Annotated in this window: 17 protein-coding genes and 1 rRNA gene; 11 read left to right on the forward strand and 7 right to left on the reverse strand. The window is 68.8% G+C overall.

What is annotated here, in order from left to right; all coding sequences use genetic code 11:
• Window positions 1–6: 6 nt before the first annotated feature.
• The 5 genes from ABT114_RS26015 to ABT114_RS26035 all read right to left on the reverse strand — a co-directional run bounded on the left by ABT114_RS26015 (window position 7) and on the right by ABT114_RS26035 (window position 4,144).
• Complete coding sequence (locus ABT114_RS26015; RefSeq protein WP_351145266.1) at window positions 7–714, reverse strand: phosphatase PAP2 family protein; 708 nt, start codon at window positions 712–714, stop codon at window positions 7–9.
• Window positions 715–974: 260 nt separating this feature from the next.
• A complete protein-coding gene (locus ABT114_RS26020; RefSeq protein ID WP_502988386.1) occupies window positions 975–1,982 on the reverse strand; it encodes a C40 family peptidase in 1,008 nt (335 codons plus the stop codon).
• Between the two features lie 132 nt (window positions 1,983–2,114).
• The gene (locus tag ABT114_RS26025; RefSeq protein WP_351145267.1) at window positions 2,115–2,897 is read right to left on the reverse strand and encodes a trypsin-like serine peptidase; all 783 of its coding nucleotides are present in this window, start codon (window positions 2,895–2,897) and stop codon (window positions 2,115–2,117) included.
• A gap of 35 nt (window positions 2,898–2,932) precedes the next feature.
• Complete coding sequence (locus ABT114_RS26030) at window positions 2,933–3,535, reverse strand: Uma2 family endonuclease (protein ID WP_351145268.1); 603 nt, start codon at window positions 3,533–3,535, stop codon at window positions 2,933–2,935.
• Window positions 3,536–3,700: 165 nt separating this feature from the next.
• The gene (locus ABT114_RS26035; protein ID WP_351145269.1) at window positions 3,701–4,144 is read right to left on the reverse strand and encodes an ATP-binding protein; all 444 of its coding nucleotides are present in this window, start codon (window positions 4,142–4,144) and stop codon (window positions 3,701–3,703) included.
• A gap of 196 nt (window positions 4,145–4,340) precedes the next feature.
• Between ABT114_RS26035 and ABT114_RS26040 the strand changes: the two genes are divergently transcribed.
• From ABT114_RS26040 to ABT114_RS26085, 10 genes are all read left to right on the forward strand, one after another.
• A complete protein-coding gene (locus ABT114_RS26040; RefSeq protein ID WP_351145270.1) occupies window positions 4,341–5,186 on the forward strand; it encodes a helix-turn-helix domain-containing protein in 846 nt (281 codons plus the stop codon).
• 9 nt (window positions 5,187–5,195) lie between these two features.
• The gene (locus ABT114_RS26045) at window positions 5,196–5,384 is read left to right on the forward strand and encodes a DUF397 domain-containing protein (RefSeq protein ID WP_351145271.1); all 189 of its coding nucleotides are present in this window, start codon (window positions 5,196–5,198) and stop codon (window positions 5,382–5,384) included.
• A complete protein-coding gene (locus tag ABT114_RS26050) occupies window positions 5,377–5,616 on the forward strand; it encodes a DUF397 domain-containing protein (RefSeq protein WP_351145272.1) in 240 nt (79 codons plus the stop codon). The genes ABT114_RS26045 and ABT114_RS26050 overlap by 8 nt, the downstream gene beginning before the upstream one ends.
• 380 nt (window positions 5,617–5,996) lie before the next feature.
• Window positions 5,997–7,313, forward strand: a complete 1,317-nt coding sequence (locus ABT114_RS26055) for a S53 family peptidase (protein ID WP_502988384.1) — start codon at window positions 5,997–5,999, stop codon at window positions 7,311–7,313.
• Window positions 7,314–7,674: 361 nt separating this feature from the next.
• Window positions 7,675–7,983, forward strand: a complete 309-nt coding sequence (locus ABT114_RS26060) for a DUF8827 family protein (RefSeq protein WP_014673544.1) — start codon at window positions 7,675–7,677, stop codon at window positions 7,981–7,983.
• A gap of 177 nt (window positions 7,984–8,160) precedes the next feature.
• Window positions 8,161–9,030 (forward strand): hypothetical protein, encoded by an 870-nt coding sequence (locus ABT114_RS26065; RefSeq protein ID WP_351145274.1) that lies wholly within the window; start codon window positions 8,161–8,163, stop codon window positions 9,028–9,030.
• A complete protein-coding gene (locus ABT114_RS26070) occupies window positions 9,020–10,348 on the forward strand; it encodes a hypothetical protein (RefSeq protein ID WP_351145275.1) in 1,329 nt (442 codons plus the stop codon). The genes ABT114_RS26065 and ABT114_RS26070 overlap by 11 nt, the downstream gene beginning before the upstream one ends.
• Window positions 10,345–11,904 (forward strand): SCO6880 family protein, encoded by a 1,560-nt coding sequence (locus ABT114_RS26075; protein ID WP_351145276.1) that lies wholly within the window; start codon window positions 10,345–10,347, stop codon window positions 11,902–11,904. The genes ABT114_RS26070 and ABT114_RS26075 overlap by 4 nt, the downstream gene beginning before the upstream one ends.
• Before the next feature lie 6 nt (window positions 11,905–11,910).
• Entirely contained in the window at window positions 11,911–13,338 is a 1,428-nt protein-coding gene (locus ABT114_RS26080) for an ATP-binding protein (RefSeq protein WP_351145277.1), read from the forward strand.
• Window positions 13,339–13,354: 16 nt separating this feature from the next.
• Window positions 13,355–14,941, forward strand: a complete 1,587-nt coding sequence (locus ABT114_RS26085; protein ID WP_351145278.1) for a type IV secretory system conjugative DNA transfer family protein — start codon at window positions 13,355–13,357, stop codon at window positions 14,939–14,941.
• Between the two features lie 18 nt (window positions 14,942–14,959).
• Here ABT114_RS26085 and ABT114_RS26090 read toward each other — a convergent pair whose 3' ends face one another.
• Window positions 14,960–15,514, reverse strand: a complete 555-nt coding sequence (locus tag ABT114_RS26090) for a GNAT family N-acetyltransferase (RefSeq protein WP_351145296.1) — start codon at window positions 15,512–15,514, stop codon at window positions 14,960–14,962.
• A 91-nt stretch (window positions 15,515–15,605) separates the two neighbouring features.
• Between ABT114_RS26090 and ABT114_RS26095 the strand changes: the two genes are divergently transcribed.
• Window positions 15,606–16,154: a cysteine hydrolase family protein gene (locus tag ABT114_RS26095; RefSeq protein ID WP_351145279.1), complete on the forward strand. Its 549-nt coding sequence runs from the start codon at window positions 15,606–15,608 to the stop codon at window positions 16,152–16,154.
• A gap of 67 nt (window positions 16,155–16,221) precedes the next feature.
• Here ABT114_RS26095 and rrf read toward each other — a convergent pair.
• Window positions 16,222–16,308, reverse strand: a 5S ribosomal RNA gene (gene rrf, locus ABT114_RS26100); the annotation flags it as partial.

Raw genomic sequence — 16,308 nt, forward strand, 5'->3', positions numbered from 1 at the left:
AAGGCCTCAGGCCGCGAGATCCCGTTCCTCGGCCCCTGCCGAGGACGCACTCCGCGCACCCGGAACCACCGCGTCCCGAGGGTCCCCGGCCGACCGGCGCCGGATCAGCCGCCCGGCGCGGGGCGAGCGCTCCACCGCCTTCATCACCGGGGTGAGCATCAGCATGGCCAGCGGCGACAGCAGCAGCGCCACGGCCGTACCGAGCGCGAACCCGCCGATGACGTCCGTCGGGTAGTGCACACCCATGTAGACCCGGCAGAACCCTTCGAGCAGCGCCAGTCCGATCCCGACGAGTCCGAACCTCCGGTTCGCGACGAACAGCGCGACGCCCATCGCCATGGTGAGGGTGGCGTGATCGCTCACGAAGGAGTAGTCGGTCTTGCCCGGGACGAGCACATCGAGTCCCTGGTGGTCACGGAAGGGCCGGGGCCGCTCCACGAACCCCCGTATCGGCACGTTCACCAGCACCGCGATGCCCGCCGCCAACGGCGCCCACACCAGCGCGGCCACGGACGTGGCGGCTTCGTCCCCGCCCCGCCGCCGCACGGTCCACCAGCACCAGAGCACCAGGAGCACCATGGCGAGCAACAGCCCGTACTCGCCCACGAACTCGACCATGCGGTCGAACCAGTGCGGCGCGTCCTTGGCCAGACCGTTGATGTCGTAGAGCAGGTCGACGTCGGGGTTCGACCCGGATTCGGCGAGTCCAGCCATGGCGCTGCGGCCCCTTCGTCGTTCTTCCGGACGCACCTCACGTGCGCCGCTCCTGCCCACCACCCCCGTGGTCTGTAGATCCGCTTCCGCTCCGCTGCACACACACGCGCACGTGACACGTGCCGACTGACGTCCGCCGGGCTACGTGAACAGGAACGCACAGCCCCTGTTACTACGTTCCACACTCCACCGAATGATCACGCAGACGTTATCGAAGAGAGATACATCATCGCAGCTCAGGGGGTGGGTTCACGCTCGGTTCACACCGTGGTGGGGAGCGCTTTCGCGCCATCTTCGGTGACCCTCGTGGCCCCGAAGTAGTCGGGGGTGTCGATCGGGTCGAACCGGATCACAGCACCTGTTCTCGGCGCGTCGATCATGTACCCGCCGCCCACATAAATACCCACATGCCGGATGGCCCGCGAGTTGGTGAGGTCGTCCGAGAAGAACACCAGATCCCCGGGCAACAGCTCGTCCCTCTTCGGATGCGGCCCGGCGTTGTACTGGTCGTTGGCGACGCGCGGGAGCGTGATCCCCACACTCTCGTACGAGGCCTTGGTCAGCCCCGAGCAGTCGAACCGTCCGCCCTGGTCGGCCGTACCGTTGCCACCCCACAGATAGGGAGTGCCCAGCTTCTTCTGCGCGTAGTAGATGGCCCCCGCGGCCTGCTTGGACGGATCGACCCGAGTGACCGGCGCGGCGAAGGAGTCCTCCAGAGTCGTGATCGTCTTCACGTAGTTCTGGGTCTCCTTGTACGGCGGAACGCCCCCGTACTTGATGACCGCGTACGCCCCCGCGTTGTAGGCGGCGAGCATGTTGTGGGTGGCATCGCCCGGCACGTCCTTCACGTACGACGCGAGCTGACAGTCGTACGAAGCGGCCGATGGAATCGCGTCATTCGGATCCCATACGTCGCGGTCGCCGTCCCCGTCACCGTCGATGCCGTGCGTGGCCCATGTCCCCGGGATGAACTGCGCTATCCCCTGCGCGGCCGCCGGACTCTTGGCGCTCGGGTTGAACCCGCTCTCCTGGTACAGCTGGGCGGCGAGCAGGGCCGGGTTGAGGGCGGAACACAGATTGCCCCACTTCTGCACAAGCGTCTGATACGCCGCGGGCACGGCCCCCTTGGCCAACGCCTTGGTCCCACCGCTCACCCCGCCCGCGAGGTTCCCGGCGACGACGTAGACCCCGACGACGAGCAGCATCATGAAGGCGAGACCGGCACCGGCGACAGCGGTCACCACGACCCACGTCTTACGCACCGTCAACCGCCCCTCACCGCCCGGGAGTACGCCCACGTCAGTGTAGAGGCGACCCCTGCGGTAAGGGGTGATCATGGGAAAGGTCGACGCGTATGCGCGCGTCGGTGGCGGTCAACGGCTGCCGATGGGTGTGGGGGTTCAGGGAGCGCTCGCGGCGTCCTGATACAACTCCGCTGCTTCTTCCCCGAACACCACGCTGTACGAGATGTCGTCGGTGGCCCCACCCTGCTCGTGCCCGCCGAGCACGCCGACGACCTGTCCGTTGCCGTTCACCCAGGGGCTGCCGCTGGTGCCGCCGCTGAAGTCGGGGCAGTCGATGCGCTGTTGCGTGGAGCTGTGCGCGGTGGGCTTGTTGGTGCAGCTGATGGGCACGTCGCGGGAGTCGGGATACCCGGTGACGGTCAGCGCGGTCGCCCCGGTGGCCACCCCGGCGGCGAACCGGTTCGCGCCGACGACGTCCTCGATCCCCTTCTCGCCCTGCGGCTCGACGACGGCGAAGGCGACGTCGCTGTCCTCGTCCTGCCCGTCGGCCCACCCGTCGGGCAGAAACAGCCGCCCGACCTTCCACAAGCCGTGGGAAGCCTTGCCGTCCCGGTACCCGGGCGCGAAGACGAGGTCGTGGCTCCCCTTCCCGTCAAGGCAGTGCGCCGCGGTGACGATGAGGTTCCGGTGCGGGCTGTGCACCACGGAGGCGGTACAGAAGTGCTCGCCGGCGAGACCGGAGCCGCGGTCGGCCGGGAACAGCGCACCTACCCGCGCGGCTTGCGCCGACCGGCCCGTGGTCGTGGTTACACCCAGGGGACCGGTCCCGTCGTCCGCGGCCGCCTCCGAGGCCGACGCGACGACCAGCAGCGCGAGCGCGCCGAGCAGCGTGCGCCTGCGGGTGCCCACGGGGCGGAGGGTGCGGAGGGTGCGCTTCATCGGGCCCACCTTGTCGCGTGAAGGTGAGGGGAACGTCAGACGCGGGGCGGCGGAGTGCCGTACACCGGGAAGCCGTCGGTGGCGACCTCGACGCCCAGCGGCTCGGGCAGCCGCACGGATTCGCCGAACTTGCCGGGCATGACGTCCTGGTAGGCGCCGTTGTCGGGGTTGGTGTGCAGGGACCAGGTGCCCTTGCGCGGGTCGATGACGAGAAGGAGGGGGACGCGGGCAACCGCGTACCAGTCGGCTTTGTCCCTGATCTCCCTGGACTTCTCGGACTGCGAGATGACTTCCACGGCGAGCGCTGCATCTTCCGAGTCGGCCAGCCAACCGTCGTCCTCGTCCCATTCGGTGGGCAGGACGATCAGGTCCGGCGTCGCATAGTCATCGGGGTCTTCCGGCGATGCGATCGAGGACATCTCATACATGTCCAGCCCTTCGGGCATCGCCGCGTCGAGCTGCCGACGCAGCCGCCTCAGCACACCCGCGTGCTTGCCTCGCGGCGTCGGTGACATCACGAGCTTCCCTCCCAGAACCTGAACCCGCAGACCTGTCGCTTCCTCGACCTTCTCGGCGACTTCGCGCAGATTCCCGGGGCGGGGCTTGGGATGGATCCGAGGCACGGACGGCATCGACATGGTGTCCGACCTCCATCCTTCCGGCTCCGGCTCGGCGTCGAATCCACCGTACTGTGCGAGTCCCTCCCCCGCCTCCGCGTCAGGCTCCGCGCACGCGGCCGCGCTCCTGTGTCGCTGCTCAACCTTCGCCACACCACGCCTCCCTTACGTTCCGTCGCCACATGACTACGTTAGGCCAACCGTCTGACACTCGGCCCACAGCAGCTTCCCGCCCTTCGACGCGCCCAGCTCCCGCAGCACGGAGACACCCCACGTGTCCGCACACGCCTGTACGAGGTGCAGCCCACGTCCGTGTTCGGCGTCGGACGGGGGTAGGGCGACGGGGGCGCCGTCGGAGGCAAAGCCGGGCGGGACGCGGGGGTCGGTGTCCCAGACGGCGATGCGGAGTCTCCCGGGTTCCGCCGAGAGGAGACGGAGGGCGTAGGGGCCGGCGGTATGGAGGTGGGCGTTGCCGAGCAGCTCGGCGGCCAGGAGTTCGGCGGTGGGGGTGAGTTCGGCGAGGCCGTGGGCGGAGAGGACGGTACGAAGGGTGGCGCGGGCGACGCCGGGGGCGCGTGGGTCGTGCGGGAGTTGGAGGGTGTAGGTCCAGGGCGGGGATACGGTGGGCATGGAAGTCTCCGGTCACTGAGGGGAGTTGGTCGGATGCCCAGTGGCATGCCACCCCGTCGGGCGGTGCGCTTCCGGGAGTGAGGGCGCCTGGGTTCTAAGCTAGCGATACGCGTGTAACCCTTTAACCGATTCCCGATAAATCACTGACACACCACTCCTGTGAGTGACACGCCAGAGCAAGGAGGCGGGCAAGCCCGTGAGAAGCAGTCCGACGGGTCGTCAACTCCGCTTGGGTCTTGAACTGCGCAAACTTCGGGAGCACGCAGGCCTGACGGCAGCGGAGGCCGGTCAACTGCTGGGCGTGAAGCCGAACCAGATCAGCAACATGGAGGCCGGCCGAGCGGGCGTAAGCGCCGAGCGGGTGCGCACCATGGCCAGCACTTACGACTGCTCGGACACGGCCTTGATCAAGGCGCTGGTCGGGATGACCGGCGACCGCAGACGTGGCTGGTGGGAGGAATACCGCGAGATCCTGCCCGCCCCCCTCCTCGACCTGGCCGAGCTGGAACACCACGCCCAGGCTTTGCGCGACTCCACCACGGCCCGCATCCCCGGCCTGCTTCAGACGCGCGAGTACGCGCTCGAGATCTTCCGTCAGGCGGTCACCGAGCTCTCACCTCCCGACATCGAGCACCGCCTTTCATTCCGCATCAAGCGCCAAGCGGTCCTCTACCGCGCGGAGCCCACCCCGTACAAAGCGGTCGTCCACGAAGCCGCTCTTCGTATGAAGGTCGGCGGTCCCACGATCGCCCGGCAACAGCTGCAACACCTGCTCGACATGAGCGACCAAGACCACATCACCCTGCACGCCATCACCTTCGACGTCGGGGCCTACCCAGGATCCGGGCAGTCGATCGCCTACGCGCACGGGGCGGTACCCCAACTGGACACCGTCCAACTCGACCAGTCCCATGGCGCCGCCTTCCTCGACGCCGAGGCCCAACTGCACAAATACCGCGCGCTCTTCGAACGGGTAGCAGCTGTAGCCCTGAGCCCGGAGAAGACCCGAGTCCTGATTCACGCCGTGATGCGAGACCTTTAAGGAAACTTCATGAACTGGCAGAAATCGTCCTATTGCTCCGAGGGCAACTCCTGCCTCCACGTCGCCGCCGCCGCCCCCACCCCTGAAGCAATCCACATAACCGAAACCAGCGACCCCACCGCCGCGATACTCACCTCCACCCCCGCCGCCTTCGGCGCCCTCCTCCACGTACTCAAGAAGGACCCCCACCATGCCTGACCCCATCCCCCCGAACCTCACCTGGGAACGCGCCGCCCCGCCGGAGGCAACCGGCCCGGGCCCCTGGATCGAGATCGCCTTCGGCGAGGGGGACGACGGGGACGCGCCCGTCTACATCCGCGAGACGAGCGACCCGGACAACGTGGTCACGACGAACCGTCGGAAGTGGGATGCCTTCGTACTGGGCGTGCAGGCGGGGGAGTTCGACCATTTCGTAGACGGCGCGGTATGACCCGGCTATAAGACGCGAACCCCGCTCGAAGCACGACACCGCAAAGAAGCGGGCGGCCCCCACGGCCACGCCACCAAGGCACGCACACCCAACTCGCCCCTGCGTGCCCCCAACAGGCGCCTCCTACTCCACCCCGCCCCACCCTGTGTGCCCCCTGTGCCCAAGGTCAAGAGCCAGCCATCGCCCGTCCATCCCCCCGCCACTGACTGGTAAGCCCGAACCGCCTTCAGTAAGGCGGAGGTCAGGAATCGACAACTCGTCTTGTTGTCGCGTACTCAACAAGCGATGGTCATCTGCGGGCCGCCAGGCCCCCCGCCGGGGACACCGTACCGGCGGCGCACCCGCACCGCCCCTGTCAACCGTTCTCAGGAGGCTGTACGTTGCGCACCACACACCCCGACAGACCCGTCATACGCCGCAGCCTGCGCCGCATGGGCGCAGCTGCCCTCGGCACCGCGGCCCTCGTCCTCGCCGGCTTCGGCAGCGCCGGAGCGGCGGACGCGCAGAGCGGCGTCGCGAAGGTCGCCCCTCACGTCAGCTGGACCAGAGCGTGCGCGACACCCACCAAGGCGGACGTCGCGGCCTGTAACGCCAAGCGAGTCACCAGCGGCGTCACCGAGTACATGGCGGAGAAGGCCTACGCCAAGGGCGTCACGCCCAAGGCCGCCGACGCCACCACCCCGTCCGGCTTCGGGCCGACCGATCTGCGGGCCGCGTACGGCCTGACCTCGGCCGCCGCGTCCAACGGCGCGGGCGAGACCATCGCCATCGTCGACGCGTACAACGACCCCAACGCCGAGGCGGACCTCGCCACCTACCGCTCGTACTACGGCCTGTCGGCGTGCACCACCGCCAACGGCTGCTTCAAGAAGGTCAGTCAGACCGGCTCCACGACCTCACTGCCGACGAGCAACACCGGCTGGGCCGAGGAGATCTCCCTCGACCTCGACATGGCCAGCGCCATCTGCCCGAACTGCAACATCCTGCTCGTCGAGGCCAAGTCCGCCACCATGGCCAACCTCGGCACCGCGGTGAACGAGGCGGTCACCCTCGGCGCGAAGTACGTCTCCAACAGCTACGGCGGCTCCGAGTCGTCCTCCGACTCCACCTACGACACCTCGTACTTCAAGCACACCGGTGTCGCCATCACCGTCAGCGCGGGTGACTCGGGCTACGGCGCCGAGTACCCGGCGGCCTCGCAGTACGTCACCTCCGTCGGCGGCACCGCGCTGACCAAGGCCACCTCCACCACCCGCGGCTGGACCGAAACGGTCTGGAAGACCAGCAGCACCGAGGGCACCGGCTCCGGCTGCTCCGCCTACGACGCCAAGCCGACCTGGCAGACCGACACGGGCTGCACCAAGCGCATGATCTCCGACGTCTCGGCGGTCGCGGACCCGGCCACCGGCGTCGCGGTCTACGACTCGTACGGCATCACGGCGGGCTGGTACACCTTCGGCGGCACCAGCGTCTCCTCGCCCATCATCGCGGGCGTGTACGCCCTCGCGGGCACGCCGTCCTCCGGTTCCTACCCGGCGAAGTTCCCCTACACGGCGGCCGGCACCTCGGCCCTCAACGACGTGACCTCCGGCAACAACGGCACCTGCACCACCAGCTACTTCTGCACCGCCACGACGGGCTATGACGGCCCGACCGGATGGGGCACCCCGGAGGGAGTCGCCGCCTTCACCGGCTGACGATCAGTCACCACAGCACGCCACCGTGGACCGTGGGGGCCACGTGGCAAGGGGAGAACGGGCCGCGGCACCCAGCCGCGGCCCGTTCGTCGTACCCGATAACCTTCACCCCGAGAACATCGACACGAAAAAGGGTCAACGACGGAACCACACCACAGGTTCCGCTCTGACTTCGTTGCCCGGCGTGACCTGCCGTGATACACAGAGTGACCATACGGTGCTTCGCCAGGTGCTCGTACGAAACCCGCCAATCAATGACGCCAAGTCGACATGCGACAGCGGCATTGTCGGCGACAATGGGGCCTGACCTCTGCACACCGCAGGGGTCGCTCGGAACTACCCACCAGGGGCGGTGACTTACATGCTCTTTGCGGCCGACAAGGGAGACATCAACACCATCATCGGCGGGATCGCTCCGGACTGGGGCCCCTTCGGCAGCCTGGGCAACGAGGCCAAGGTGATGATCGAGGTCGTGATGGCGGTCGCCATCCTGCTCTGCCTCGGCATCGCCGTGTGGGGCGCCGCCAAGCAGCGTATCGGCGCGACCGCCCTGCGCGACACGTTCAGCGCGGAACAGGGCAAGGGGCTCATCATCGCCGGCCTCACGGGCGTCTTCATCATCGGCTCGCTCGGCACGCTGTTCACCATCGTGTACGGCATGGCCGTATAACCCCGCCCCGCCCGGGCACGCCCGGTCCCACCTCCATCCCCACCCGCCCGTCGTGCCCACCGGCTGAGGTTGCGTTTCCCTGATGTCGAGTCACCACACCGCGCCCGCGCGGGAACCAGCACGGCTACCGTCGTACTTCTACGCTTTTCGGTACGAGGTCGAGAGGGCGTACGCGGCATGAGCCTCGGGGACGAGCACGGTTACGGCGACACCGCACGCACCGGTGACGACGACGGATACGGCGGCTCCGGCCAGACCCGCACCCGCCTGCCCGACGGCGACCCCTACGGCGGCGCCCGACGCAGCGGCCGCTCGCCGTCACGGAGCCTGATCACGGTGGTCGGCGTGGTGGTCCTGCTCATCGCGGCGATCGCCTTCGCGAACCGTGGAGGAGACGGTTCCGCGTCCACGGCCGGCAACGAAAGCGGCAGCACGAGCGCCGACAAGCCACAGACGTCGACGACTGCGGCGAGCGGGACGAAGCCGGTGGAGTCGAAGGCGGGTGGGATTCCGACCGGGTACGCGCACGATGAACAGGGAGCACAGAGCGCAGCGGCGAACTACTCCGTCGCGCTGGGCTCGACCGACATGTTCACCAAGGCCAGACGGCACGACATCGTCAACACCGTCTACGCCCCCGATGTCGCCGCCGCGCGCCAGACGGACCTGGACAGCGCGTACTCGAGCGAGAAGTTCCTGACGAACATCGGGCTCACCAAGAACGGCACCGCGCCGAGCGGCCAGACCTTCGTCTCCCGGATCATCCCGGTGGGTACCAAGGTGACGGCGTCCGGCACGGACAGCGCCACCGTCGAGGTCTGGTACACGTCGCTCTTCGGCCTGTCCGGTGACAGCTCGACCAACCCCGTTTCCGAGAGCTGGTACACCACCGCGTACGAGCTGAAGTGGATCGACAACGACTGGAAGATCACGGACTTCCAGCAGACGGACGGCCCCGTCCCGGTCGGGCGCGACCAGAAGGCCTCCACCGCTGACGACATGACGAAGGCCGTCGAGGAGTACGGAGGGTTCACCTATGCGCGCTAACCACCGCTTCCTCAAGGTCACCACCGCTGTCGCCGCCGTGCAGGCGACCGCGGTGCTGCTGGCCACACGCGCCTTCGCCGCGCCGACTCCCAGTCCGTCGCCGTCGCCCTCCGCGAGCGGCGAGTGCGATCTCATTCGAGGCCCCGCGAAGGATTACTGCGAACGCGGCAACACCCCCTCCGGCACCACCACCCCCAGCACCACCGACACCCTCGACCCCCTCTCCTCCCTCGCCAAGGGCTGTGCCGACGCCGCCTCCTGGACCGTCGACAAGCTCAGCGAGGCCGTGAAGGACACCGCGAACGTCGACTTCACGAACCCCAAGTTCCTCCAGCAGTACGCGGTCGTCTTCGCCGCGTCGACCGTCCTGACGCTGCTGCTGTGGCTGCTGGCCGTCGCCAAGCGGGCCGTGCGCGGGGTTTCACTGACCACCGCCATCTCGGAGGCGGTCGGCTTCCTGTGGCTCACCGTGCTGGCCTCCGCCTTCACCCCGCTGATCCTGTACACGGTCGTCTCGGCGACCGACGGCATCTCCGAGGTCCTGGCGAAGACCACCGGGAACCAGACCGACACCTTCTTCGGCAACTTCTCCGGCGCCCTCGCCAAGGGCGAGAACATCGGCGGCGGCCCGATCATGCTGATCGTCGTCTCCCTGGTGTCCATCCTCGCCGCCGGCGTTCTGTGGCTGGAGCTCGTCATCCGCGCCGCGCTCCTCTACGTCGGCGCCCTCCTCGGCACCGTCGTCTACGCCGGCATGGTCGACAAGAACCTGTGGGGCCACGTGCGCCGCTGGGCCGGAATCATGATCGCCGTGATCCTGGTCAAGCCGGTCATCGTCATAGTGCTCGGCCTGGCCGGAGCCCTGTCCACCGATGACGGCCCCGACGCCTTCTCCGCCGTCGTCTCCGGCCTCGCGATCATCCTGCTCGCCATCTTCGCCAGCGCGATGATCTACCGCTTCGTCCCCGGCTTCGGCGACGAGATCGCGAACTCCCGCAACAACCGCATCATGCAGGGCGCCGAAGGCAAGGCCGCGGCCGTCATCAGCTCCCCGGCGACCCTCGTCGCACAGGGCATCAAGACGCACAGCACCCGCGCCGACAACAACGGCGGAGGCCAGTCCGGCTCCAACGGCCCCCGCCCCGCCAACCCCGCCTCCGGTGGCGTCGCCGCGCACAGCACGCGCACCTCGAACAGAGGCGGCGGATCCGTCCCCTCCGCCACGCCCGCGCCGCGCGCACCCAGCCCGGTGAACACCCCGCACGCCAGCAACACCCGCAACAGCAGTACCAACCGCACGGGAGGTGAAGGGCGTTGACGACCCAGTCCCACGTGTCCCATCCGGTCACGCCCCGCCGTACATATCTGATCGGCCGCGCCCGGCCGAACGCGATCGTCGGCCGGAACCGCGAGTCCGGCGAGATCGCGCTCATCATCACGGGCGCGTTCCTCGGCATGATGTGCGGACTTCTGGTCCCCGTCCTCTCCCTGCGCATCGTGCTGCTGACGGGCTTCCCGTTGATCGCGCTGGCCGCGGTCTACCTGCCGTACAAGCAGCGCACGTTCTACAAGTGGTTCGAGGTCAACCGCAGCTACAAGCGGACCCTCCGCCGGGGCACCGCCTACCGCTCCTCCGCCATGGAGGCCGGCACGCGGATCGACGGGCGGGAGATCGAGGTCGGGCCGCCGCCCGGCATCGGCCGCATCAACTGGCTGGCCGCGCCCTTCGGCCCCGACGAGATCGCCGTACTCCTGCACGCCGACCGCCGTACGGTCACCGCGGCGATCGAGATCGAGGGGCCGGGCGTCGGCCTGCGCGACAGCGAGGACCAGGAGGCCCTCGTCGACCGCTTCGGCACGCTCCTCAAGCACGTGGCGAACGGCGACGGCTTCGTCACCCGCCTCCAGATGCTCGCCCGCACCCTCCCGGCCGACCCGGACGCCCACGCCAAGGACGTGGCCGTACGCGGCGACGAGAAGGCACCGGGGTGGCTGGCGCAGTCGTACGAGCAGCTCCAGTCCATGGTGTCCACCAGCAGCGAGCAGCACCGCGCCTACCTCGTCGCCTGCATGCACTTCAACCGTGAGCTGGCCGCCGAGGCACAGGCCATGGCCCGGGCGGCCCGCCCGCAGTCCGGCCGCAAGCTGGACCGGGACGCCGGTCTCGCCGTCGTCATGGCCCGCGAGCTGACCGACATCTGCTCCCGCCTCCAGGAGGCGGACATCCGGGTCCGCCAGCCGCTGGGCCAGGGCCGCCTCTCGTCCCTGATCCACTCCATGTACGACCCGGACCACCCGATCGACCACATCCAGGCGATGACGAAGCGCAACGCCTGGCCGGCCGAGCTGGACGCCATGGAACCCACCTACCTCCAGGCGAAGACCCGCGAGTCCTCCACCCGCGCCCCCTGGTGCCACGCGACCGCCTGGGTGAAGGAGTGGCCGATGACCCCCGTCGGCGTCAACTTCCTGGCGCCCCTGCTGGTCCACACCCCGGACGTCATCCGCACGGTCGCCGTCACGATGGACCTCGAACCCACCGAGGTCGCCATCGAGCGCATGCTGACGGAGAAGACGAACGACGAGGCGGAGGCGTCCCGCGCCGCCAAGATGAACCGCACCGTCGACCCGCGTGACGTGGCCGCCCACGGCCGCCTCGACCAGCGCGGCGAGGACCTCGCCAGCGGCGCCGCGGGTGTCAACCTGGTCGGCTACATCACCGTCTCCTCCCGCAATCCCGAGGCGCTCGCCCGCGACAAGCGGACGATAAGGGCCTCGGCCGGCAAGTCGTACCTCAAGCTGGAGTGGTGCGACCGCGAGCACCATCGCGCCTTCGTGAACACACTTCCCTTCGCCACCGGCATTCGGAGGTAGGACCTGATGCGGGATCCGCTGTCCGTCCTCACCGACGCCTTCACGTCCTTCCTCTTCGGGAAGGTCGAGACGACCCGGCTCCCGGTGCGCACCTCCACGGGCCAGGCCCAGGCGGTCTACCTCCCCACCGCCGCCCCCGGCCTCGGCGACTCCGGCGTCATCATCGGCCGCGAGGTCTACTCCGGCAAGGGCTACATCTACGACCCCTTCCAGCTGTACGGCCAGCAACTCCCGGCCCCGCACTGGCTGGTCCTCGGCGAGTCCGGCAACGGCAAGTCGGCCCTGGAGAAGACGTACGTCCTACGGCAACTGCGCTTCCGCGACCGCCAGGTCGTCGTCCTGGACGCGCAGGGCGAGGACGGGGTCGGCGAATGGAACCTCGTCGCGCAGGAGCTGGGAATAACTCCCATCCGCCTGGACCCGATGGCAGCCCTGGACCACGGAATCCGCCTCAACCCGCTCGACCCCTCGATCACGACCACGGGCCAGCTGGCCCTGCTCCGCACGATCATCGAGGTCGCGATGGGCCACGGCCTGGACGAGCGTTCCGGCTTCGCCCTCAAGGTCGCCCACGCCTACGTCAACGAGACGATCGTCGAACGCCAGCCGGTCCTGTCCGACATCGTCGAGCAGCTACGCCACCCCGAGCCGGAGTCGGCCGAGGCGATGAACGTCGCCATAGACGACGTACGGGCCTGGGGCCTGGACGTCGCCCTGGTGCTGGACCGCCTGGTCGACGGTGACCTGCGCGGCATGTTCGACGGGCCGACGACGGTGGGCATCGACCTGGACGCCCCGCTGATCGTCTTCGACCTCTCCCACATCGACCGCAACTCCATCGCCATGCCGATCCTGATGGCGATCGTCGGCGTGTGGCTGGAGCACACCTGGATCCGCCCCGACCGGAAGAAGCGCATCTTCCTGGTCGAGGAGGCCTGGCACATCATCAACAGTCCGTTCGTGGCGCAGCTGTTCCAGCGGCTGCTGAAGTTCGGACGCCGGCTGGGCCTGTCCTTCGTGGCCGTCGTCCACCACCTGTCCGACGTGGTGGACGGAGCGGCGGCGAAGGAGGCTGCGGCCATCCTGAAGATGGCGTCGACGAGGACGATCTACGCCCAGAAAGCGGACGAGGCGAGGGCGACGGGCCGCGTCCTGGGCCTGCCGCGCTGGGCGGTCGAGATCATCCCGACCCTCACCCCCGGCATCGCGGTCTGGGACGTCAACGGCAACGTCCAGGTGGTCAAACACCTGGTCACCGAGACGGAACGCCCGCTGGTCTTCACGGACCGCGCGATGACGGAGTCGTCCAGCGACCTGGTCTCCGACGACGACGTGCTGCGCGCCGCCGAGCTGGAGGCGGAGGAACGGGCGGCGGCCTTCATGGAGCAGCACCTGGGCGACCTGGACGGCTCGTCCGAGTCGACGGTGGCGTAGAAGGGGTGTCCCTGGCATGAGACCGGACGACCGCGAGCGCACCAGCCGGCAAGGCCAGGGAGGCATCCCTGACGGCCTGCTGGTCGGCATACTCGCGTTCCTCCTCGGCATGACCCTGCTGGTGTGGTCGGCCACGGGCCTCGCGGGCCTGTTCGCCAACGGCTCCTGGCCGGCCGGCGTCACCTTCACCCGCACCCCCCTGGCCATGCGCCACCTCATCGCCCAACCCCACGACATCCCCGGCGCCTGGCCGGAGGCAGAGGAGACGGCCCTCTCCGGCTACGGCCTCTTCTGGGGCCTGCTCATCGGCCAGCTGATGGTCCTCTTCGTCCTGACGGTGTTCGTGATGGGAACACTGGCGAGGTGGAGGGTGGTGCGGGCCAGGAGAGGGGCGGAGACGCGCGCGGCGGAACGGGGCCGCCATGAAGCTCGGACCTCGGACACGGCCGCCCCCCACGAGGCGCCGACGACACCGGCCCACTATGAGGTCCCGACGCCTAGGGCGGAGGTGACGCCGAGGGCGGAGTCGGAGCCGGGAGCGGAGGCGAAGCCGAACACGGACGGGGAGCCGCAGACACCGACGGAGACTCTCCACTCGACACCGGCCGCGCCGACCTCCTCGACGCTCACGTCACTGTCCAAGGGTGAACAGGTGGGTGGGTGGGCGACCACCCACTACGAAGGCGCGGTGCACTACGCCCCCGCAGCAACCCGCCAAGCCACCGCCACCCAAGCCGTACGCGACGCAGAGGGCCCCATCCTCATCGTCACCTCCAACCCCGCCCTCTGGCAGGACACCAAGGACGCCAGAGCCAAACTGGGCCCGGTCCACCTCTACGACCCCACCCACCTCTGCGACACCCCGGCCCGTCTCCACTGGTCCCCCACAACAGCCTGCGAGACCAAGGAAACCGCGGCCTCCCGCGCGGCAGCGCTCCTCGCCCCCGTACGCCCCGCCGCCCGCCTGGACCAGGCGGTGAGCGACACCGCGGAAACCCTCCTCCGCAGCTACCTGCACGCCGCAGCCATCGACGGCCGCACCATCCGCCACGTCCACCGCTGGTCCCAGGGCACAGGAATCCAGGAAGCGGTCCGCACCCTCCGCACGAACCCCAAGGCAGCCCCAGGCTCGGCCGGCGAACTCGAAGCCGCCCTCACCGCGCACCCCGAACGCCGTGACATCGCCCAGGAACTGGCCTCCCGAGCCCTGTCCGCCCTCTCCACCATCAACATCCGCGAGGCATGCACTCCCAACCGAACTGATGCCCTCGCCTTGGATTCCTTCGTGGCCGAAGGGGGAACGCTTTATGTGGTCGGTGAATCCATCGAGGACCCCAGGACCAACCCCGGCGCGATGCCCCTCCTGACGGCCCTCGTCTCCAGCGTGGTCGAGCGCGGCCGGCGCATGGCCGAACGGTCATCCTCCGGTCGCCTCGACCCACCACTGACCCTGGTCCTCGACGACATCGCGGCCGTGGCTCCCCTCCCCCAGCTCCCGGACCTCCTGTCCACAGGAGCGAACCGCGGCCTCCCCACCTTGGCCCTCCTCCGCTCCCGGGAACAGGCCCGAGCCCGCTGGCCGCACCACGAACTACCGGTCTGACGGCCGCCGTTACTCCCGTTACGCTCGTTCGAGCACGAACTCCAACTCCCGCTGCTCCTCACCGTGCACGTACGGCACGGTCACCCCGCTGGGCGCGAACCCCAGCTTGCGATAGGCGGCCTGCGCCCGAGCGTTGTCCTCGTGTACGAGCAGCCGAACCCGCTCGACGCCGCGTTCCCAGGCCCATTCCACACCCGCGTCGAACAGCGCCTTGACCAACCCGGTCCCGCGCCCTTCAGGTCGTACGAACACGCCGACCACGTGCCCCTGCATCCGCTCGACCGGGAACCCGGCCCAGTCCGTCGTCCCGGCCTCCTCGACGAGAACGGTCACGCTCCCGACCCACGCCCCGTCCGCCCCTTCGGCGATGAACTGACGCACCCCGGTGGCCCCCTCACCGGACCGTTCGGCCCTCCCCTGCCAGAAGGAGTCCGGTTCGGCCACGGCCTTCTCGTACGTCTCCAGGAACGCGAGGTGCGCCACCGGGTCCCGCAATGCATCGAGCCGCAACTGCTTGACGGCCTCCCACTCGTCGGCCCGTATCGCACGAATAACGTAATCACCGCTGGTCATGGCACCCATGCGGACACGGTAGTCCCCCGAACCGACCCTTCACTCGATTACTCCCGGCCCGTTGTCAGTGCCGCCCCCTACCGTGAAAGCCATGACGACTCTGCCGAACCGCCCGAACGCTGCCCTGCTGATCGTGGATGTACAGAACGGGGTGGTGGCCGGCTCCCACAACCGCGACGAGGTCATCGCCAACATCAACACCCTGCTCACCAAGGCCCGCGCCGAGGCCGTCCCGGTGATCTGGGTCCAGCACTCCGACGACCATCTGAAGCCCGACACCGAACCTTGGCAGTACGTACCGGAGCTGACCCGCGAAGCCACCGAGCCCCTCATCCACAAGAACTACGGCGACTCTTTCGAGGCCACCGACCTGGAGACCGTCCTGGCCGAGCGCGGCGTGGGCCGCCTCGTGGTCACGGGCGCCCAGACCGACGAATGCATCCGCTCCACCTTGCACGGCGCGGTGGTCCGCGGCTACGACGCGACCCTGGTCGCCGACGCCCACACCACGGAGAACCTCACGCAGTACGGCGCGCCGGCCCCGGAGCAGGTGATCGCCCACACCAACCTCTACTGGAAGTGGCAGAAGGCCCCCGGCCGCCGCGGCGGAACGGTCGACACCACGGAAGTGACGTTCTAAAGGCACTGATCGACCCTGAATGCAGAAAACCCCCGCATCTTTCGATGCGGGGGTTTTCTCAAAATTTGTTCGGCGGCGTCCTACTCTCCCACAGGGTCCCCCCTGCAGTACCATCGGCGCTGTAAGGCTTAGCTTCCGGGTTCGGAATGTAACC

The organism is Streptomyces sp. NPDC002088 (assembly GCF_040296605.1).
Classification (GTDB): Bacteria; Actinomycetota; Actinomycetes; order Streptomycetales; family Streptomycetaceae; genus Streptomyces.